At 55.2% G+C, this 16374-nt stretch carries 11 protein-coding genes; 8 read left to right on the top strand and 3 right to left on the bottom strand.

All coding sequences use genetic code 11. The annotated features are described in order from the left end of the window. Together BLT02_RS03700 and rffA are read right to left on the bottom strand one after the other, a co-directional pair. Positions 1 to 1161: a glycosyltransferase gene (locus BLT02_RS03700; protein ID WP_092991689.1), complete on the bottom strand. Its 1161-nt coding sequence runs from the start codon at positions 1159 to 1161 to the stop codon at positions 1 to 3. Then, positions 1154 to 2290 (bottom strand): dTDP-4-amino-4,6-dideoxygalactose transaminase, encoded by a 1137-nt coding sequence (gene rffA / locus BLT02_RS03695; protein ID WP_092991687.1) that lies wholly within the window; start codon positions 2288 to 2290, stop codon positions 1154 to 1156. Before rffA ends, BLT02_RS03700 begins: the two co-directional genes overlap by 8 nt. Before the next feature lie 217 nt (positions 2291 to 2507). Here rffA and BLT02_RS03685 point away from each other — a divergent pair, with 217 nt between their 5' ends. From BLT02_RS03685 to feoB, 8 genes are all read left to right on the top strand, one after another. Next, complete coding sequence (locus BLT02_RS03685; protein ID WP_242869691.1) at positions 2508 to 3035, top strand: shikimate kinase; 528 nt, start codon at positions 2508 to 2510, stop codon at positions 3033 to 3035. Between the two features lie 163 nt (positions 3036 to 3198). Continuing rightward, on the top strand, positions 3199 to 7119 hold the full coding sequence (locus BLT02_RS03680; protein WP_092991683.1) for a chemotaxis protein CheB: 3921 nt from the start codon (positions 3199 to 3201) through the stop codon (positions 7117 to 7119). A 392-nt stretch (positions 7120 to 7511) separates the two neighbouring features. Further along, positions 7512 to 9584, top strand: coding sequence for an ATP-dependent zinc metalloprotease FtsH (ftsH, locus tag BLT02_RS03675; RefSeq protein WP_092991681.1), 2073 nt, complete (start codon positions 7512 to 7514; stop codon positions 9582 to 9584). 40 nt (positions 9585 to 9624) lie between these two features. Then, a complete protein-coding gene (locus BLT02_RS03670) occupies positions 9625 to 10023 on the top strand; it encodes a C-GCAxxG-C-C family protein (protein ID WP_092991863.1) in 399 nt (132 codons plus the stop codon). A gap of 31 nt (positions 10024 to 10054) precedes the next feature. Further along, positions 10055 to 10327, top strand: coding sequence for a hypothetical protein (locus BLT02_RS03665; protein ID WP_092991679.1), 273 nt, complete (start codon positions 10055 to 10057; stop codon positions 10325 to 10327). A 116-nt stretch (positions 10328 to 10443) separates the two neighbouring features. Then, positions 10444 to 11238 (top strand): hypothetical protein, encoded by a 795-nt coding sequence (locus tag BLT02_RS03660; protein ID WP_092991677.1) that lies wholly within the window; start codon positions 10444 to 10446, stop codon positions 11236 to 11238. A gap of 393 nt (positions 11239 to 11631) precedes the next feature. Beyond that, complete coding sequence (locus BLT02_RS03650; protein ID WP_092991672.1) at positions 11632 to 12168, top strand: CinA family protein; 537 nt, start codon at positions 11632 to 11634, stop codon at positions 12166 to 12168. 246 nt (positions 12169 to 12414) lie between these two features. After that, a complete protein-coding gene (feoB, locus tag BLT02_RS03645; RefSeq protein WP_092991670.1) occupies positions 12415 to 14796 on the top strand; it encodes a ferrous iron transport protein B in 2382 nt (793 codons plus the stop codon). A gap of 238 nt (positions 14797 to 15034) precedes the next feature. Here feoB and BLT02_RS03640 read toward each other — a convergent pair whose 3' ends face one another. After that, positions 15035 to 16339: a hypothetical protein gene (locus tag BLT02_RS03640; RefSeq protein ID WP_092991668.1), complete on the bottom strand. Its 1305-nt coding sequence runs from the start codon at positions 16337 to 16339 to the stop codon at positions 15035 to 15037. Positions 16340 to 16374: the final 35 nt, after the last annotated feature.

Genomic DNA, 16374 nt, shown 5'->3' with positions numbered 1-16374 from the left:
TTACCTCGATTTCCCGCGTTTGCGCTTTTTGGGCACATTGATGGTGTCCCGGATGACAAACTGCGGTGACTTGTTCAGGGAGATGTAAATGCGGCCGATATATTCACCGATGAGCCCCAGCATGAACATGATCATGCCGGTGGAGAAGAGAAGGACCGCCATCATGGAGCTGTAACCCAGCGGGATCGCGGGATTCATGAGCTTGCGGACGACTGTCCGGATACCCATGAGAATTCCAAGGACTGCCCACAGGATCCCTATGCCCGTGGCGATGCGCAGAGGCTTTACGGAAAAGGCTGTAAAGCTGTTCATCCAGAGAGAGAAGGACTTGCGGAAGCTGTAGTGGCCTACACCGATGGTCCGTACCCGCTCTTCCATGTCCACGTTGATGACACGGCGCGTCGCGCGCAGCATCAGGCCGGAGAGATAGGGATAAGGGTTGGTATATTTGATGACCTCGTCCTTGACGAATTTTTTCATCACGGAGAAATTGGAAAATTTCAGGGAGGGATCCTTGTCCAAAAGCCAGGTCGCCACCCGGTCGTTGACCCAGGAACCGAAATTTTTAAACCGGGACTGGGTCTTTTTGCGATAGCGGGCGATAGCGACGTCGTAGGAGCCGCGCCCGTCAGCGGCGTCGTGCAGGAGGGGATCCATCAGATCCCAGAGTCTGTCTGCAGGGCACTGCTGATCGTCGTCGATAAAGACAATGTAGTCCCCCGTCGCGAAATGACAGCCGCACATCAGGGCATTATGGCGCCCCCCGTTTTTGGCGAGGTCGATCACGGCGACCTTCGGGTCCTTCTGAGCGATCCCGGTCAGGACGCTGAGGACATTGTCGGGGGAGCAGTCATTGACGGCGACGACCTGATAGTCAAATCCGGGACGCCGGGCCACGACCTCGCGGATCTCGTCGATCACGAGCCCTACGGAGCCCTCACTGTGATAGCAGGGGATGATAAAGCTGATCACCTGCTTTTTTTCCTTTGCTTTCTGGGAAGGGTCTCCTGCCTCCTGCGGAAGGGCCTGAATGAGCGGTGAAGGATCCCGGGCTTCCTGCGAGAGGTCCTTTATGACCGGCGAAGGGTCTCCTGCCTCCTGAGGAAAGCCTTCCTGAACAGGGGCGTCTGGATGCAGCTGTCCTTGTGTCTGATTATTCATGAGATTCAAAATACTCCATTGCGGTGCGGATGACTGTTTCCTGGTCCTCTTTTGTGAGACCATAGTAGAGCGGCAGGCGTACAAGCCGGTCGCTTTCGCTGGTGGTGAAGCGGTCTTCTCCGTGGAAACGTCCGAACTTAAGCCCGGCCGGCGCCGAGTGCAGGGGAATGTAATGGAAGACGGCAACGATGCCGCGCTCCTTTAAATAATCGATGAATTCCGTGCGGTCGGAGAGGTCGCGGAGCTTGAGATAGTACATGTGGGCGTTGTGCACACATTCTGCCGGAATGAAGGGGACTTCGACGCGTCCTGCCGCGGCGAGAGGGGCAAAAGCTTCTCTGTAGCGGTCCCAGACGGCGAGGCGGTCTTCATTGATCCGGTCTGCCTCCTGCAGCTGGGCCCAGAGATAGGCAGCGTTCATGTCGCTGGGAAGATAACTGGAGCCGTAATCGACCCAGGTATATTTGTCGACCTGTCCGCGGAAAAATCTGGCACGGTTTGTCCCTTTTTCTCTCAGGATCTCGGCGGCGTCATTGTCTTCGGGATTGCGGATGACGAGTGCGCCGCCTTCTCCCATGGAGTAGTTTTTGGTCTCATGGAAGGAGTAGCAGCCAAAATCGCCGATCGTACCGAGCGCCTTCCCCTTGTAGGAGGACATGACGCCCTGTGCAGCGTCCTCGATGACTTTAAGGCCGTGCCGGGCGGCGATCGCCATGATCGTGTCCATTTCACAGGCGACGCCCGCATAGTGGACGACCATGATCGCCCGGGTCCTGTCTGTGATGGCTGCTTCTATTTTTTTCTCATCAATATTCATCGTGTCCGGGCGGACATCCACAAAAACAGGTGTCGCTCCGGTGAGCACGATGGCCGTAGCAGTGCTGGAAAACGTGAAGCTCGGGAGGATCACTTCATCGCCCTTGTGCAGTCCGCAGAGCAGGGCGGCCATTTCCAGCGCGGTCGTCCCGCTGGTGGTCAAAAGAACCTTCTGGGCGCCGAAACGCTCCTCCAGCCATGCGTGGCATTTTTTGGTGAACTGCCCGTCTCCGCAGATCTTGTGCGCGTCAATAGCCTGTTTTACATATGTGAGCTCTGTCCCGACGAAAGGGGGCACGTTGAAAGAAATCATATTGTTCTCCTGAAAATGATAGATAAAGATATAAATGAATATTTGAAAGAACAACAGGCCGAAGCCGGTAAACTGACTTTTCCAGTATACCACGAGTTGGGGATGAAAGATACTTTTGCGGGAAAATTGGTCCGGCGAATACTGCGGGAGGAGACAATCCGGGCCGGAAGTGTGGTATACTGTCTATGTATGTTGTTCCTTAAAGGAGGCTGACAGTTTGGCAAAAAAAGATAATCTTGTTTTGATCGGGATGCCGGCATCCGGCAAGAGTACTGTCGGAGTGATCCTGGCCAAGGTGATCGGATTTGACTTCATTGACACAGATCTGCTGATTCAGCGGCGGGAGGGGATGCGCCTGTCACGGATCATTGAGGAGAAAGGGATCGATGGTTTTATCGCCATTGAAAACGAGGTCAATGCATCGGTTCAGGCTTCCAGATGCGTGATCGCGACGGGCGGCAGCGCCGTCTATGGAGAAGAGGCGATGCGGCATCTTCGGGATATCGGGGCTGTCATTTATCTTCAGGCGGATTTTGAGACCATCCGGAAAAGGCTCCACAACATCCGGCAGAGGGGAGTGGCACTCCGGGAGGGGCAGACCCTCCGTGATTTATATGAGGAGAGATCCGTCCTGTATGAAAAGTATGCGGATCTCATTGTGCGGGAGGGAAGCGGCGAGATCGAAGAAGTCGTCGCCAGGATCATCCGCACGCTGCGGGCGGGAACCGGCAGAAAGGAACATTGAGTTTTGCCGCGTTGACCTGATTACAGTGCCTTGGGCACTGTTCGCAAATAACTTCCGAAAGCTGCGGAAGAAAAGACCTGCAGGTTTTTTGAAGTAATGAAGTAACAGTGCCTTATCACCCGGCAGATACCGGGCAGATGCAGAAGGAAAAGAGGGAACCACTATGGCAAACAGACAGAGTATGCAAAATGAAAAACCCGGCTGTGTGGTCGGGATCGGGTCGTCGGCAGGAGGACTGGAGGCTCTGCAGCAGTTCCTGACCTTCCTCCCGACGGATACGGGGATGGCGTTTGTGATCATCCAGCACCTGTCGCCGGACCACAGGAGTCTGCTGGCGGATATTCTGGGAAAATATACGACCATGCCTGTCCTGGAGGCAAAGGAGGGGATGCATGTCCGCAAAAATACGGTGTATATGCTGCCCCCCAAGTACAATATGGAGATCGAGGCGGATGAGCTGCATCTGCGCGAGTACAACCACCAGCACATAAACCATCCGATCGATATCTTTTTCCGTTCGCTGGCAAAGGCCTATGAAAACCGAGCGGTTGCGATCATCCTGTCGGGCACGGGTTCCGACGGGACCAACGGGATCCGGCAGATCAAGGAGCGCAACGGGCTGATCATCGCACAGGCGCCGGAGAGCGCCAAGTTTGACGGCATGCCCCGGAGCGCCATCGCGACAGGCTTCGCCGACCTCATTCTCAATCCCGACAGTATCGCCCGTGAGATGGCCCATATCTCCCGGTCGATCGCGGACGCGGGACACCGTCTGCAGCTCTCGGACGGCGACCTGATGAGCCAGGTGTTTTCTCTCCTTAAAAAAGTCACGAATGTCAACTATTCGTATTATAAGCAGACGACGGTGCTTCGCCGGATCGAGCGAAGGATCGTGGTCACCCATAACCGGAACCTGCGGGAATATGTCAATTACATGTCCAATAATCCCGAGGAGGTCCGGCTCCTGGCCAAGGAGGTCCTGATCGGGGTCACCAGCTTCTTCCGCGATCCGGACTATTTTGACATCCTCAAGGAGCGTGTCGTCAAGGACCTGCTCCAGAGCCACCGCACGTCCGACCAGATCAGGGTCTGGGTGGCGGGCTGTTCCACAGGCGAGGAGGCCTATTCTATAGCGATCCTCTTTGCCGAGGCTATGGAGGAGCTGGGACTGCGCCGTGATATCAAGATCTTTGCGACGGATCTCGACGGTGATTCCATCGCCGTCGCGGGACGCGGCGTCTACGGGGACAGTATCCTCGAGGATGTCTCGGTCACGCGCCTCTCCCGCTTTTTCTCCAAAAAAGGAAACCGCTACGCGGTCAATCACGATATCCGCAAGATGATCGTCTTTGCCCAGCACAATGTGTTCCAGGATCCCCCCTTCGGCAGGCTGGATCTGGTGAGCTGCCGGAACCTCCTGATCTATTTTCAGAATATCCTGCAGCGGAATCTTTTTGCCATCTTTCATATGGCCCTCAACGACGGCGGCTATCTTTTCCTCGGCCGGTCGGAGTCCGTCATCGACTACGACGATGTCTTCCGCGTCCTGTGCCCGAATGAAAAGATCTTTGTGCACAACAGCGCGGGACGCACCCCTTCCCACGAGCATATCACCTATTCGCTCCAGGGCATCGAGAGCCAGCTCATGCCCCAGCATTATAAGGGGGAATCGTATGATCAGGATGCCGGCATGCGCGAAGGGGAGATGGAAACCCGGGCGCTGGAGCTCCTGATGCCGGCCTGTGTCCTCATCAATGAAAAAAATGAACTCTGTCATTCCTACGGCAAGTGCGGGGACTTCATCACGATCCCGGTCGGCAATGTCACCCTGGATATTTTTTCTCTCATCCGGGCGGATCTGCGGATCGCAGTGTCCAAGGCCCTCAAGGAGTCCCGGGAGAAGCAGGCGCTTGTCGCTTATGACAGGATCCCGGTGCGGATCGGCACGGAGCCGGAGTATATCTCCCTGATCGCGCAGCCGATCACGGACAAGATGGGGACATTGACAGGAGTGACGGCGATCGCCTTCCTCCGCACTTCTCAGGAACCGGAGCAGCCGGTGGATATGGAGCATTACAACGTCGATACTGCCGCCGCCCAGCGCATCGCTGACCTGGAAAAGGAGTTGCATGTCTCTCAGGACAACCTCAGCCACACAGTCACAGAGCTGGAGTCCGTGAACGCGGAGCTTCAGGCGGCCAATGAGGAGCTGCTCACAGCCAATGAAGAGCTGCAGAGCTCCAACGAGGAGCTGCAGTCGGTCAATGAAGAACTCTATACCGTCAACTCCGAGTATCAGGCTAAGGTCGGAGAGCTGGCAAGCGTCAATGACGACATGGCGAACTTCCTCGCCACCACCCTGGTGGGCATCGTTATGGTGGACCGCAAGCTCAATGTCCGCAAGTTCACGGAGTATATCGCAGATGAATTCAGCGTCGCGGAGCACGATGTCGGCCGGTCTCTGCGCTATATCGCCTACCACTTTGCCGCTGTGGACCTCATAGCCCTCTGTCACCAGGTCCTGCAGACCATGCAGCCCCTGGAGCTGGCGTGCGCCTCTGTCTCAGGCAAGACCTATCTCGTCCGCATAGCGCCCTACAGGACGCAGGAAAAAAGCCTGGAAGAAGACCACCTGGCGGCTTCTTCCGAGGAAGGCGCGGACAGTGACGGACCGGGCACCGGAAGCACCGGCGCTCACGGCCTGACGGAGAAGGCAAGGACATATTTGAACCCGAATTCCTACGGGACCAGGAGCACGGGGATGTCCTCCTATGGCAGTGGATGGAGGAGCGGCATGGAAGGGGACAGAACAGCCTTCGGGAGGGAATATGTCAGCGGCCTGGTCCTGACCTTCATCGATACGACGAAGCAGATCGGGGACCAGCAGCAGATCGACGAGATGTCCAAGGCTCTGCGGGCCGCGGTCAAATCCGGCCAGGAAAAAGAGGCCTTCCTCTCCCATATGAGTCATGACATGAGGACGCCGCTGACCGCGATCAAGGGCCTGGCCCAGCTGTCTCTGAAGGAAGAGGGCATGGGGGCCCCGGTAAAGGACAATCTGGAGAAGATCCTGTCCTCGACCCATTATCTGACCAGTCTCATTGATGAGGTGCTGGAGACCAGCCGCATCAATGCGGGCAAGGTCGTCAGTGTCGCCGCCGCGGTCCGGGAACGGGACGTGCTGGAGGAGGCGGTCGCTGTCGTCGAGGAGAAGGCGAGGGAAGCCGGTCTGACACTCAAGACCAGGATCGACGGCTGTGAAAACCGCGTGGTCATGATGGACGCTGAGCATGTGACCCGGATCATCGTCAACCTCCTGGGGAACGCGATCAAGTTCACCCAGCCGGGAGGCCGCGTGGATTTCGAGGCCAGCGTTCTCTATACAGAGCGGAACGCGAGCCATACCTATACTATCCGCGACACGGGGCGGGGCATCAGCGATGTCTTCCAGCAAAAGATGTTCATGCCCTTTGAACAGGAGATCCCCAATGAGGAAAGCCTGCGGGACGGCACCGGGCTCGGCCTGTATATCTGCCGCAATCTGGTGGATCTGCTGGGAGGTACGATCACCTGCCACAGCAGGCTCGGCCGCGGGACGACCTTCATCGTCACCCTGGAGTATGATCTGGCGACGCCGGATCAGATCAGGAACCAGAGCCGCCGCAGCTCTACCATTGAGGGCCGCATGCTCTACGGCAAAAATATCCTCGTCGCGGAGGACAACAACCTCAACGCTGAGGTCATCATGAAGATCCTCGAGACCCGCGGCATCCACACGGAACTGGCCAGGGACGGGGAGGAAGCCGTGAATATGTTCAAAAAGAGCGGACCCTACCACTACCAGGCGGTCCTGATGGATGTCATGATGCCCATCATGGACGGGCTGGAAGCTGCCCGGCAGATCCGCGCCTGCGGCCTTGCGGATGCCGAATCGATCCCTGTGATCGCCCTTTCGGCGGACGTGGATCCCGAGAGCGCCAAAAGATGTATCGAAGCGGGCATGAGCGCTTGCCTGAGCAAGCCCATCAACACGGCGGAGCTCTTCGCCACCCTGTCCAGAGAGATCATGAAGGCGGAGGAGTAAGCCGTGTAAGGTATAAAGGAGAATCGTCTGCGGGCTGTCGAATGCCGCGACAGCAGCGTCTCCTTCAGAGCTGAGCAAAAAGTAAAGCGTCCGCAGGCCTGCCGGCATGGATCATCCGCCAGGCCTGAAAACGCAGCATTCCGGTAAACTGGAAATTTCTTATTATTTTACAGAAAGTTTATTAGGAAATCCCGACTAACTGTGCTATATTGTGTAGAACATCCGAACTCCGGATCATTATACACTAACTGCGACAGCTGATATTGTGAAAAATTGCGAAGAAATTTACGAAGATATAATGCCGCAGGATAATCAGACAGGTGGCGGCCGAAAGCCGGTGCATAGTCACGCCCTGCTCTGCCATCTGCCGCACAGGAAAGGAAGTAAACTTCATGCAGGAAATAAAACCCCCTCAGAAATCAATGTTTTATTACGCGCTGACGATCATTCTGTTCATGATGATCGTCAACGCCTTTATCATGCCGTCTCTTAAGCGGGCTTCCATTGAGGAAGTGGATTACGGGACCTTCATGACAATGACCGAGAACAAACAGATTGAAAAAGTAGAGTTCAGATCGAACGATATTCTGTTTACGGACAAGGACGGAAAGATCTATGCCACGGGCCATATGCAGGACGACGGACTTGTGGACCGGCTGTATGCAGCCGGCGCCAAGTTCGGGAGCGAAATCATCCCGGAGACGTCGCCCATGGCTGCTTTTCTCCTCAGCTGGGTGCTGCCAATCGCGATCTTCGGCGGTCTCGGTTATCTCATGAGCAAAAGAATGATGGATCGCGCGGGAGGCGGGGCCTCCTCGATGATGTTCGGCATGGGCAAGAGCAACGCCAAGGTCTATGTCAAATCGACGGAAGGGATCCGTTTTTCGGACGTCGCCGGCGAGGAAGAGGCAAAGGAAAATCTTATGGAGATCGTGGAGTATCTGCACGATCCCGGAAAGTATAAGGAGATCGGCGCGACCATGCCCAAGGGCATCCTGCTCGTCGGCCCTCCCGGAACCGGCAAGACCATGCTGGCCAAGGCGGTCGCAGGCGAGTCGAATGTACCGTTTTTCTCCATGTCCGGGTCCGAATTCGTCGAGATGTTTGTCGGCATGGGTGCCTCCAAGGTCCGCGACCTGTTCAGGCAGGCCAAGGAGAAGGCTCCCTGCATCGTCTTCATCGACGAGATCGACGCTATCGGCAAAAAGCGCGACGGCGGTGTGATCGGCGGCAATGATGAGCGCGAGCAGACCCTGAACCAGCTTCTGACAGAGATGGACGGTTTTGAAGAGAATCTGGGTGTCGTCATCCTGGCGGCGACAAACCGTCCGGAGGCTCTGGACCCCGCTCTGACCAGGCCGGGCCGCTTTGACCGGCGCGTCCCCGTGGAGCTCCCTGACCTGCAGGGCCGCATCGATATCCTGAAGGTCCATGCCAAGAAGATCAAGATCGGCACTGACGTCGATTTCAACAAGATCGCCCGAATGGCGGCAGGCGCCTCCGGCGCGGAACTTGCCAACATCGTCAACGAAGCGGCTCTGCGCGCCGTCCGGGACGGCAGGCGGTTCGCCAATCAGGCGGACATGGAGGAGAGCATCGAGGTCGTCATCGCGGGTTATCAGAAAAAGAACGCGATCCTGACCGACAAGGAGAAGCTCATTGTCTCCTACCATGAGGTCGGACACGCGCTCGTCGCGGCCATGCAGACCAACAGCGCGCCTGTCCAGAAGATCACCATCATCCCCCGCACCTCCGGTGCCCTGGGCTATACCATGCAGGTCGAGGAGGAGGGCAATCACTACCTCATGAGCAAGGAGGAGATCGAGAACAAGATCGCCACCCTGACCGGCGGTCGCGCCGCCGAAGAGGTGGAGTTCGGCAGTGTCACCACCGGCGCCTCCAACGACATCGAACAGGCCACCAGACTGGCCCGCGCCATGATCACCCGCTACGGCATGAGCGATGAATTTGACATGGTCGCCATGGAGACCGTCACCAACCAGTACCTGGGCGGCGACACGTCCCTGGCCTGCTCCGCGGAGACCCAGGCCCTCATCGACCGCAAGGTCGTGGAGCTCGTCCGCGCCCAGCACGAAAAGGCGCTGAAGATCCTGCGGGACAACAAGCGCAAGCTCGACGAGATCGCCGAATACCTCTACTTCAAGGAGACCATCACCGGCGAGGAATTCATGAATATCCTGAACCGCAGCCCCGAGCCGCGCAGGATCGGGACACAGGCCTCCCCGACGACAGATGACGGGATGCAGGCTGAAACGGATGTGCAGGCGGAAGCTCATGATAATATAGATACGCAGACTGCCGCAGAAGCACAGGCGAAAGCTCACGATGATATAGATACACAGACTGCCGCAGAAGCAGAGGCGGAAGTTCGCGATGGTATAGATATGCGGGCGGAAGCAGGATCTCAGGCTGACGCGGAGACGCGCCCCGAAGCCGAAGCGTAAAATGAAAACTGTGTCTATAGAGGAGGGAAAAAACAGGGAAATGGGAAAATATCTGGAACGCGCAAAAGAGCTCCGCAATGACCCCAACGTACACTATAACTGTGCCCAGGCCGTGCTGGCTGCCTTCGGACCGGATGCCGGGCTGCCCGAGGAGGCTGCCTGCCGGATCACGGCAAACTTTGGCAGCGGCATGAAAATGGGCGAGACCTGCGGGGCTGTGACCGGAGGCCTGATGGCACTTGGCCTGTATGGAATCGAAGAGGGGGCCACTGTCGGCGGCTTCTGCCGTGCTGTTCGTGAGAACCACAGCGGATGCCTGAACTGCCGCGACCTGCTCCGCATGAACCGCGAGGCAGGACGGCCGCAGAAGCCCCACTGTGACGATATGGTCTATGAGTGTACGGCACTCGTGGAACAGATCCTGCAGGAAAAGAGATAAAGTAACCAACCAAACACAAGGAGGGAAAAACATGTTACCTGAACAGTCCATTGAATTTCGTTATGACACACAGCTCTTGATCGACGGCTATGAGGATCTCGACGAGGACGAGGTTTTTGACTACATCGCGGAAAACTTCAAGGGCGACAGCCTTCTGGCAGTCGGCGGCGACGGAGACCCGATCAAGATCCACTATCATACCAATGAGCCCTGGCTGGTGCTGGCCTACTGCCGGACTCTGGGTGAGATCTACGACATCGTCGTGGAGGATATGGACCGTCAGGCAAGAGGCCTGCAGGGATAATCGCGTATATGCGGCCTGGATCATCAGATGCACATCCCCTGGGAACAGATGTGAAAACAACTGGAGTTTAGCACAGAAGAAACCTCATGTCATGTAAAGAAAGGGAGGAGTATTTCATGAAAACAATGTGGAAAAGGCTTATTGCGGCGGTCTGCACCGCTGTGATTATCGCGATGACCATTACCCCTGTAATGGCTGCTACAGCAGTAACAGGCGGAGCCACCCGGGGCAGTGCCAAAATCGTCAAATTTAGCACAGAATATACCACAAATCTCAAGAGCTCTCAGGACTATGCAATTTTCAAATTTAAGACAAACACTTATAAAACCTTTTATGAGGTGATGATCTTTAATGAGACCGTAACGAAGCCTTTCACAGTATATCTGCGCGGCACGGACAAAAAGGATGCCCTCGGTGGCGGTGTTGCTTTAAAAAAAGGCGGTTTTGCCAATTTTTCTACATGGGACAGGACCCTGAAGACTGACAGCTGGTACTATATCATTATCAGGAACGGAAACAAGGGGGCCGGAAGGATAAAATTTTTGATCAATTACACGAAAGATCTGGAAGGAAATGCCCTGGGCGACTCGACGGTCGTGACAGTAGGAAAGAACTGTTACGGGAAGAGCGATTTCAGGTTGGACAGAGACTACTTTAAATTCGTACCTTCCGCCACCGGGAAATACAGGGTGGTTGTCAAGAACGTCGAAGTTGGCGCATGGCTCGATGCTTCTCTGATGAACAGCAGCAGGACTGTGATGGGCAAAAAAAGCCGCATATATGAAGGCGACTATATGAGTCTGGTCAAGAATATGGAAAAAGGGAAAACGTATTACATCAGAGTGGCCAGCCCGTGCGATGAATATAATCCCAGGGGTGAAAAGTACAAGGTCTTTATTCAGAAGAAATAATCGGGCGGCTATAATTTCAGAAGAAACAGTCAAAAGAAATTAATTTGAAGAAATGATCCGTTCTTCCAGACTATAACTTTTTTAGATGCCGGACGGGGGAGGGACTCCCCTGTCCGGCTATAAGATCTCCAGCTCGTTTTCAGAATACCGATTTGTTCCCGTAAATATTGCGATCTGTATTTTTCTGCGAAAATACAGATACATCCATTTTTTAATCTCTGACGTTTTTGATTTCTGCCATTTATTTAGTTTCTGTTATTTTTTATTCTCTTTTTTCTCTGAAAAAAGACAGAATGTTGCATGAACAAGTCCCCGGCAGGGTTTGTACATGTAACGGCAGGACGTGACAGAATCTTCCCTGGAATGTCGTCAACTGCTAAGAGGAGCATCTTTATGGAATATGTGATCAAGCATGAAGAGACTGACACGCGCGCGGCTCTGATCGTGGACATCCTCACGGCGAAGGGATGGACCATCTCTTTTGCGGAATCCTGTACTGCAGGTCTGGCTGCGGCGCACCTGGTGGACATCCCGTCTGCCTCCAATGTGTTTAATTCATCCTTCGTTACCTACTCCAATGAGGCCAAGGTGAAGTATCTGGGAGTCTCCCCGGAAACGATCAGCCGGCATGGAGTCGTGAGTGAAGAGGTTGCTGTCCAGATGGCTGTCGGCACTGCCCGGGCAAACAATGCCCAGGTCGGCGTCGGCATTACCGGGATCGCAGGTCCCACGGGCGGTACTGCGCAGAAACCTGTGGGGATGGTCTGTTTTGGCTTCGTTATTGACGGAAAGACCCTGTCAGCGACAAAACAGTTTGGTGATGTGGGAAGGGATGCCGTGCGCATCGCCAGTGTGGAGTATGTCTACTCCTTCCTCGCAGTGATGTTGCAGCGGTTGACAGGGATGAAGTTTACACCGGAAAATTATTGATAAGAACCTTATTGGTAAGAACCTTATTGATTAGAATCTGACGGTCAGAGACTTGGAGGCGTTCCTTTCAGGGGAACGCCTCTATTTTGCCTTCCGGACAAATCAGTTAACCCCGAGTTAGATGGTTTTAACAAAGAGATTGTCGGAGGTGTTTTTTTGTTGTATAATTAATGTCTTCCGGTAGAAAATACTATCACTGGAAGATATCGGTGTACAAACTGGAAAACTGTTAAAAGGGGCAGGAGCATGACGATCAGAGACTTGAAAATCGGGCAGACAGCCAGAATCGATGCAGTTGGAGGAGAGGGCGCGCTGCGCCAGCATTTCCTGGACATGGGAGTGATCCCCGGGGCGGAGGTGACCCTGGTGAAACTGGCTCCCATGGGGGATCCGATGGAACTGCGCATCCATGGATATGAGCTGACTCTGCGGCTGGAGGATGCCCGGAAGATCGAGGCTACACTGGTTGAAAATAAAGCCGGAACGCAGGCAGGGGGTTCCGGAGCAGCGGAGGACGGGCAGCAGAAAAGTGCATCCAGAGAGATCGAGCACCCCGGACTTGGAGAAGAGGGCAAGTATCATCCCAAGGGAAGCGGAGATCCGCTCCCGGACGGGGAGCTCCTGACCTTTGCCCTTGTCGGAAATCAGAACAGCGGCAAGACGACGCTTTTTAACCAGCTGACCGGGGCAAATCAGCATGTCGGGAACTTCCCGGGGGTCACGGTGGACCGCAAGGACGGAGAGATCCGCGGTCAGGCTAATACTATGATCACTGACCTGCCGGGTATTTATTCCATGTCGCCCTATTCGAGCGAGGAGCTGGTGAGCCGGAACTTTGTCCTTGACAACAACCCGAGGGCGATCATCAATATCGTGGATGCCACGAATATCGAGCGAAACCTGTATCTGACCATGCAGCTGCTGGAAATGAATATTCCTGTCGTGGTCGCCCTCAATATGATGGACGAGCTGCGCGGCAACGGCGGGTCTGTCGATATCAACCGGATGGAGAGTATGCTGGGAGTTCCGGTGGTTCCGATCGTGGCCGCAAAAAATGAAGGAATCGATGAGCTGGTCCGCCACGCCGTCCATATCGCCCACTATCAGGAACGGCCTGCGAGACAGGATTTCTGTGACGCCAACGACCACGGCGGCGCTGTCCACCGCTGTCTCCACGCAGTCATCCACCTGATCGAGGACCATGCGGAGAGGGCAGGGCTTCCTCCCCGTTTCGCGGCGGATAAAGCGATCGAGGGAGACCGTCTGATCATCGATCAGCTGGCCCTGGACCAGAATGAACTGGAAATGCTGGAGCACATCGTCCTCCAGATGGAAAAGGAGCGCGGACTGGACCGGAGCGCGGCCATGGCGGACATGAGGTTTGCCTTTATCCAGAAGGTCTGCGAGGCCTGTGTTGTGAAGCCTCACGAGAGCAGGGAACATCTCCGCAGCCAGAGGATCGACAGGATCCTGACCGGCAAATATACGGCCATTCCGGTATTTATAGCAGTCATGGGCTGTATCTTTTATCTGACCTTCAATGTCATCGGCGCCTTCCTGCAGGATCTGCTGGCGGCAGGGATCGGGGCTCTGGGCGAGGCGGCGGATGCCGCAATGACCGCCGCGGGCGTCAATGAAGCGATCCACGGTCTGGTCATCGACGGTATTTTTGAGGGAGTGGGAAGCGTCCTCAGTTTCATGCCGGTCATCGTCACCATGTTCTTCTTTTTGTCAATCCTGGAGGACAGCGGATACATAGCCCGTGTCGCCTTCTTTATGGACAAGATCCTCCGCAGGATCGGCCTGTCCGGACGAAGTATCGTCCCCATGCTGATCGGCTTTGGATGTACTGTCCCCGCGGTCATGTCCACCCGGACTCTTCCCAGTGACCGGGACAGAAGGATGACAATTCTGCTGACCCCTTTTATGAGCTGTATGGCAAAGCTTCCGATCTACTCCTTTTTTGTGGCGGTCTTTTTCCCCGACAAGGGCTGGCTGATCATTGTCGCCCTGTATTTCCTCGGGATATTTCTGGGAGTTCTGGCAGCTGCGCTTTACAGAAGGACCATGTTTAAAGGAGAGGCGGTTCCTTTTGTCATGGAGCTTCCCAATTACCGCCTGCCGGGGGTCAGGAGCGTCGCCCAGCTTTTGTGGGAAAAGGCAAAAGACTTTTTACAGAGAGCCTTTTCCGTCATCCTGGTCGCGACAGTCCTCGTGTGGTTCTTAAAGAGCTTTGACTTCCATTTCAACCTGGTAGAAGATCCTCAAACCAGCATCCTGGCGGCGATCGCGAGCTTCCTGGTCCCCCTCTTCCGTCCCGCCGGACTGGGAGACTGGCGGATCTGTACATCGCTGATCTCGGGATTCATGGCCAAGGAGAGCGTGGTCTCTGTCCTGAAGGTCCTGTTTGGAGCTGAGGGCGGTATCGGCCAGTCCATGTCCTCACTCACAGCGGGCTGCCTTCTGGTCTTTTCCCTGCTCTACACCCCCTGTGTGGCTGCAGTGGCATCGATCAAGAGGGAGCTGGGGACCAGATGGGCGGCAGCCGTCGTACTCTGGCAGTGCGCAGTGGCCTGGGGCGCAGCCCTTCTCCTGCGCATGATCGGAATGCTGCTGGGCCTGGGATAAAGCTGCTGGGGCTGGGATAAATGTCAAATGATAAATGAAAAAAGCCGGGCACAGGCTGTTTTGCAACAGTCCGTGCCCGGCTTTATTGCTTTATTCAGACAATGTTTTATCCGTCTGCTTCCATACTCGCGAGCGAGTCTTAAATCAGTACAGAATTGTGTCATTCTGCCGGCTGTCCGGTTATCCCGCGGGTGAGTCTTTAATCGGTACAGAATTTTGTCCTCTGTCGGCTGTCCGGTTATTTATTCAGGTTTACGGTTCCGCCCATGATGTCATCCGTGCCGATGCCGGAGGTATCGACAGTATACCAGGCGGAGGTGGCGGTGTGGCCCATGCCGTCACCATCGTCTACGATCTCATACAGATGGATCGTATAGGTACCGTTGTCGTTTTTGACATAATCTGCTTCCGGCGGGAAAAAGTCATTATGGCGTTTATAGTAGTTCTGCGCAAGTTCACAGAGCTCCTCCGGGGAGTAGGATTCAGAGGCTGTGGAAGAAGCCTTTTTCCCTGATGAAGAACCGGCAGGGGAGAGAAGTTCCCTGACGGCTTCAAGGGCAGGGCAGGGAGACAGCGTGTAGCTGCCGTCGAGGAGATTGCTGCCGCCCCCTCCTGCGAGTTTTGTCGTGTCGCGCTCCACCTCCATTACAACCGAGTCATTAGAAGAAAAGAGGAATCTGAATTTCCGGAAGCTGTCGGTGATGTCGGTTCCCTGTCCGTTTGCCACACTCTTGATGATCAGCTCCTGCGCGGGAGAATTGTCAAGATCCGGATAGAGGGTGTAGACCTCCTCATAGGTTCCTCCGGAAGCGGGGTCTCCGTTAAAGAAAAGGCAGTGGAGCTCAAAGTTATCGCGGAATTCGATCCAGTAACGGAGCTGTCCGCCGTTTACCAGGAAAGCGGATCCGTTATAATGCATGTAATCATCATAGGACCCTTCCGCAGGTGTGGTGGCCGAAGTCTTCGGGGAGCTGTCCGGTCTGCCGGCAGTCATTACATAGCTGCCGGTCAGAAGGTTGCTGCCCCCTCCGCCTGCCAGAGTCTCATCGTCGCGGACGACTGACAGGACAGCGGAATCATCGGTAAAGGTGATTCCCATAAAGAGGAACCAGGAGGAAATATCTGTGCTGCCGTCGACCCTGATCTCCCTGATGCTGATCGTGTTTCCCTGTGAGCTCTCCGGCTCCGGGAACAGAGTATAGATCTTTTCATAATAGTCTGGGCTGCCGGAACGGAAAAAGCAGTGGAGCCTGATATCCTCTCCGCCGAGGTCAAGCCAGTACTTAAGCTGTCCATCCTCCTGACGGTAAAAATAGGCGTCATGCAGGGCAATGCTGTCGGACTCGGAAGAGTCAGCGGATGAGGATGATTCCGCAGCAAATGCCTGCAGGCTTCCGCTCAGATAACCGGACAAGAGATGACCGGACAAGAGATTCCCGGGTAAAAGGTTCCCGGGGACGAGGCTTCCGAGAAAGAGGGAGAGAATGACCAGCCCCGCGGACAGCAGGTGTTTTATCTTATAAATGTTATTATTACTTTCCATATATTTCCTCCTCAAAGTGCATGAATGCAGATAAG

Source organism: Sarcina sp. DSM 11001 (assembly GCF_900101015.1).
Taxonomy (GTDB): domain Bacteria; phylum Bacillota; class Clostridia; order Lachnospirales; family Lachnospiraceae; genus CAG-791.
Note: the sequence above shows the minus strand (reverse complement) of the source record. Positions and strands in the feature narration are given on the sequence as shown.

Bases quoted from the DNA above. Each gene is read 5' to 3' on its own strand.
- BLT02_RS03700 (WP_092991689.1), bottom strand. From the start codon at position 1,161: ATGAATAATCAGACACAAGGACAGCTGCATCCAGACGCCCCTGTTCAG.
- rffA (WP_092991687.1), bottom strand. From the start codon at position 2,290: ATGATTTCTTTCAACGTGCCCCCTTTCGTCGGGACAGAGCTCACATAT.
- BLT02_RS03680 (WP_092991683.1), top strand. From the start codon at position 3,199: ATGGCAAACAGACAGAGTATGCAAAATGAAAAACCCGGCTGTGTGGTC.
- ftsH (WP_092991681.1), top strand. From the start codon at position 7,512: ATGCAGGAAATAAAACCCCCTCAGAAATCAATGTTTTATTACGCGCTG.
- BLT02_RS03670 (WP_092991863.1), top strand. From the start codon at position 9,625: ATGGGAAAATATCTGGAACGCGCAAAAGAGCTCCGCAATGACCCCAAC.
- BLT02_RS03665 (WP_092991679.1), top strand. From the start codon at position 10,055: ATGTTACCTGAACAGTCCATTGAATTTCGTTATGACACACAGCTCTTG.
- BLT02_RS03660 (WP_092991677.1), top strand. From the start codon at position 10,444: ATGAAAACAATGTGGAAAAGGCTTATTGCGGCGGTCTGCACCGCTGTG.
- BLT02_RS03650 (WP_092991672.1), top strand. From the start codon at position 11,632: ATGGAATATGTGATCAAGCATGAAGAGACTGACACGCGCGCGGCTCTG.
- feoB (WP_092991670.1), top strand. From the start codon at position 12,415: ATGACGATCAGAGACTTGAAAATCGGGCAGACAGCCAGAATCGATGCA.
- BLT02_RS03640 (WP_092991668.1), bottom strand. From the start codon at position 16,339: ATGGAAAGTAATAATAACATTTATAAGATAAAACACCTGCTGTCCGCG.